This window comes from Candidatus Bandiella numerosa, assembly GCF_021811875.1.
In the GTDB taxonomy this organism is placed as follows: domain Bacteria; phylum Pseudomonadota; class Alphaproteobacteria; order Rickettsiales; family Midichloriaceae; genus Aquirickettsia; species Aquirickettsia numerosa_A.
Genome location: NZ_JAJBJD010000087.1, coordinates 1 through 4,480, shown reverse-complemented (window position 1 = coordinate 4,480; position 4,480 = coordinate 1). Strand labels below are relative to the sequence as shown.

The 4,480-nt window shown below is 31.4% G+C and carries 4 protein-coding genes; all 4 read right to left on the bottom strand.

Going from position 1 to position 4,480, the window contains the following annotated elements; genetic code table 11:
• Nucleotides 1–352 precede the first annotated feature (352 nt).
• The 4 genes from zapE to thyX all read right to left on the bottom strand — a co-directional run bounded on the left by zapE (nt 353) and on the right by thyX (nt 4,161).
• Nucleotides 353–1,432 carry a cell division protein ZapE gene (zapE, locus tag L8D11_RS03670; protein WP_236870323.1) on the bottom strand — a complete coding sequence of 360 codons (1,080 nt, stop codon included), beginning with the start codon at nt 1,430–1,432 and terminating at the stop codon, nt 353–355.
• Nucleotides 1,432–2,169 carry a 3-oxoacyl-[acyl-carrier-protein] reductase gene (gene fabG / locus L8D11_RS03665; protein WP_236870322.1) on the bottom strand — a complete coding sequence of 246 codons (738 nt, stop codon included), beginning with the start codon at nt 2,167–2,169 and terminating at the stop codon, nt 1,432–1,434. The genes zapE and fabG overlap by 1 nt, the downstream gene beginning before the upstream one ends.
• Before the next feature lie 9 nt (nt 2,170–2,178).
• Complete coding sequence (gene fabD / locus L8D11_RS03660) at nt 2,179–3,117, bottom strand: ACP S-malonyltransferase (RefSeq protein ID WP_236870321.1); 939 nt, start codon at nt 3,115–3,117, stop codon at nt 2,179–2,181.
• A gap of 102 nt (nt 3,118–3,219) precedes the next feature.
• Nucleotides 3,220–4,161 (bottom strand): FAD-dependent thymidylate synthase, encoded by a 942-nt coding sequence (gene thyX, locus L8D11_RS03655; protein WP_236870320.1) that lies wholly within the window; start codon nt 4,159–4,161, stop codon nt 3,220–3,222.
• Between the last annotated feature and the right edge of the window lie 319 nt (nt 4,162–4,480).

The window sequence follows — 4,480 nt, the reverse complement described above, 5'->3', positions numbered from 1 at the left end:
TTACCAGTAAATAATATAATGTCAACTAATATTTAGCTTAGGCACTACTCAGCGACTTTAAAATTTTCTCCTCCTTTTTCCTCACCTACCTCTATACACTTCTCTCAAAGTGCATGAAGTCAGGACTTCTCTCAAGAGCAAGCTAAATTGACTGCAGCGATTGCGGCTGAAGCTAAGTTGATTCAAACTCCACATCATTTGTTACAATTGATTCAATCCATATAATATCGTACAGATATTTGTCTAAGATTATTAGAACTGCTTTCTTTAAGGCAGTTCTTTTTTATATTGACTCCAGTAAAGCGAATTGACTTATGGTCAGTTATTTATAGCGCTGATTAGTATAAATTGATTATCGCGCATATAATAAAGAGTTGTCTAGATATTCATTGGATTGCATTTCATATATCCTGGAAATGGTCCTATCAAATTCAGCTCTGTGGATTTTTCCAATATATAGCATATCTAATTTGGTTTCAGCAGAAAAGATACCAATGATTTTATTATCATACATACAATCGATCAAAGTAATAAATCTTAATGCTTCATTGTGATTATCAAATTTTAACTGCGGAATATTTTCGATTATTAATATGGTAAAATGCTTACATAAAGCTATATAATCACTTGATCCTAAATTTTCTACGCATAATTCATTAAATGTAAATCTTGCAATTTTGCCAGCACTTCTGTTGATGTATAAATATCTATTTTCTGATATTTGAATTTTTGTTTGTATATAATCTTTAACATCTAAGAAATTATCGATTAGTGATTGAAATTTTTGTTCATTATAAGGATGCATGAATAATTTAAATTCTTTTAGTTTTTCCTTTCTGAAATCTACCTCGGTATCTAGATTAAAAATCTCAATTTTTTCCTTAATTAACTCAATGAAGGGGTATATGTATTCTCTCTTAAGCCCATGTTTATAAATTTCTTCAGGCCTGAAATTTGATGTGAAAAATATATAAGCACCATTGGCAATTAATTCTGTGAAAATTTTTGATAGTAGCATTGCATCTGCAATATTATTTATTTGAAACTCATCTAAATATAGAATTTTAAATTTTTGTGAAATATCTTTGGCAATTCTAGTGACTTTATCATCAACATTTTTTTGCTGATTTAGATTGTTTATTTTTTCATGGCAATCCAATATAAATTCGTGAAAATGTTGCCTGAATTTATTATTAATTTTTAGATTATTATAAAACATATTGAGGATGAAAGTTTTTCCTCTCCCAACTTTTCCCCATAAATAAACACCATGTTTTTTGGATTTTTTTCTGTTAAATAGCCTACTGATGAAATTTTCTGAATCTTCAATTTGGGAGCTATAATCAGCAAGTAAATTAATTAATGCCAATTGATTTGCATCTTTTTTATACCCATTAGCTGAGATATTTTTTTCATAAACATCTTGTAGCATTATTGCATTAGCATTCCACCGTTAACGCTTAGGGTATGACCAGTGATGTATGAGCTTTCATCAGATGCAAGGAATAAGACTGCATTTGCCACGTCTTGAGGTGTTCCAATCCTACCTGTAGGAATATGTGCAATTATAGAATTTTTTATGTCATCACCTAAAACTTCTGTCATAGGGGTATCGATATAGCCTGGAGCAACGCAATTGATTGTTATGCCTCTGGATGCAACCTCTTTTGCGATTGATTTTGACATTGCAATTATCCCAGCTTTACTTGCGGCATAATTAGACTGACCGGCGTTTCCACTTAAGCCAATCACAGATGAAATGTTAATAATTTTGCCGTACCTTCTTTTCACCATAGATTTAATAGCTGCTCTGTTTAATTTGAAAGTTGAGGTTAGGTTCATTTTAATGACTATGTCCCAGTCTTCATCTTTAATTCTAAGTGCCAGATTATCTTTTGTAATGCCTGCATTACATACTAAAATATCGATATTACCAAATTGTTTTTCTGCATTTTCAATTAACGAATTAATTTGTGAATCATCGTTAAAATCACAAATAAGTGAAGATACTTTATCACCCAGTTCCTGCTTTAAATTTTGCAATTTTTCCTCATTTCTGCCAACCATAATAACTTTAGCTCCCTGATTTGCTAATGTTTTCACAATGGACCGCCCAATACCCCCTGTTGCACCAGTAACTAAAGCAAGCTTACCTGTTAAATTAAACATTCACTCCTCCTATTTTAAATAATTTTCAATGTCCGATGGCGATTCTATACTATGAATCTCTACATCTGGATAATCTCGTTTGATAAGATTTGATAAAACTTTTCCAGGTCCAATCTCAACAAATTTTCTGATCCCATTTTCCTGGTACATTTTGGCAATTGTTTCACGCCACCTAACTTTGCCTTCAATTTGTTTTACTAATGAATCCCTTATACTACTGTCTGATTTATAAATTGTTGCAGAGTAATTTGCAATTATATCAATTTTTGGAGGTTGAAAATGATATTCTTCTAGTACCTCTTTCATAATCGAAGTTGCCTCCTTCATTAAGCTACAATGAAAAGGAGCGCTCACTGGAAGTGGTATTGCCTTTCTAATGCCGAAATCTTTTGCTAAATCATTGATTTTTTCAAAAGCCTGTTTGCTGCCGCTAAGTATTATTTGCCCTCCACCATTGTCATTGGCAATTTCACAAATACCGTTTTCTGATAATATTGAACAAATTTTTTCTGCCACAATTTCGTCTCCACCAATCAATGCATACATGGCTCCCTCTCCAGCAGGTACTGCTTTTTGCATTGCATTTCCTCTTGCTCGCAATATTTTTGCCGTATCACTTAATTTTAGTGCTTCTGCAATACATAGGGCGCTATATTCTCCAAGAGAATGGCCTGCAGAGATAGAGCATAATTCGGTAATATTTTTATTTGAAAGTAAACTGAGAACCCTGAAAACTGCAACTGAAGTTGCCATAATTGCAGGTTGAGTATTACTTGTAATTTTTAAATCTTCATCATGGCCATCAAAAATAATTTTGGTTAATTTTTGATTTAAAGCATCATTTACAGTTTCAAAAACCTCTTTTGCTTCGTTGAAATTTTCATATAATTCCTTGCCCATTCCTATAAATTGAGAGCCTTGCCCTGGAAATAAAAAAGCTATCTTCATGATTTAACGTAAGCATAATTAAAAAAACACATACTAGAGTAATTTAGTAGATTATTCCATATTTTTTTTTGGATATTGATATGCATCAAAAATGGTAGCAGTTTATTTTTGATTTAAGAACGCATCGCAAAATTCAGACCATTCTCTCTTAGACATTCCGCTACTTTCTTGAGATAATTTTTCACCTTTTAGCATCCTCCTTATAGTTTCTACTCCTGTTTTTGAGAGATTAATAGAGTCTTTTCTATAATTTATAAATGCTTCATACGTAAGAGGCACCCATTTTGAGACTATATCAAGAATTACGTTAGAATATTCACTAATTTCATACTGTGCATGTGAGTCTGCTCTTAATCTTAAAAAGTGCAACAAATTGTTCAAATCTATTTTCCAGTACCACTGTGTATAATAATTCAATGTTAAATTCATCCTAGCTAATTCTCTGGCTATACCTTCTTTATTCGGATCGTTTATTTCCCCAGTTTTTTCATTCAAATTCAATAGCTCCATGTAGTTATCGTAGCATCTTAAAGAGTCATCCCTAATTATATCTAAAACTCTTTGCGCTTTATTTGGATCTAATTTACCTTCTCGTCCCTGTTTATTTGATTGCGACTGAATTTCAATATTTTGAGGATCAGGTAGATAAAATTCTTTATCTAAAATTGAGTATCTAGCCGAATATTCGTTAACATTTGCTGTTCTATGTCTTATCCATTGTCTAGCTATAAATATTGGCAACTTAACATGCAATTTTATTTCACACATTTCAAAGGGGGTGGTATGATAGTGTCTCATTAAGTAATTTATCAGGCCTTTATCTTGGCTTAGCATCTTTGTTCCTTTACCGTATGAGACTCTTGCTGCTTGGACTATTGCAGAATCATCTCCCATATAGTCAATTACTCTTATAAATCCATGATCGAGAACTTTAATTGGCTCGTATAATATTTCCTCTAATTGTTCGACGGTAGCTCTTTTTGTAGTAAATTTTTGCTCTTGTAAATTCTTAATCTCATTTTTGTCATTAATTTTTGATTCCATAACTTTGTTTTTATTTTTTTAAGCTTGATTTAAAAAATTAAATCTATTTAAAATTAGATTTGTTTACGCATTATAAATGAAAATAAAATTAATTAAACCAAAATGAGTAGAGTGATAAGAAAAGTCTGGAGCGAAGAAATACAAACTTCCTTTAATGAATTACTTGAAAAAATAAAAGACAATTCTAAATGTAAGCATAAATATTAGATAGCGTATAAATAGGAAAAGTGCTAACCTTTGACCTAAAACAATACAGGTATCAAATGGATTTTGAAATAATAGTAAGAAAAAAAGAAAAAGGCGAGGTAGTATCAGAGAG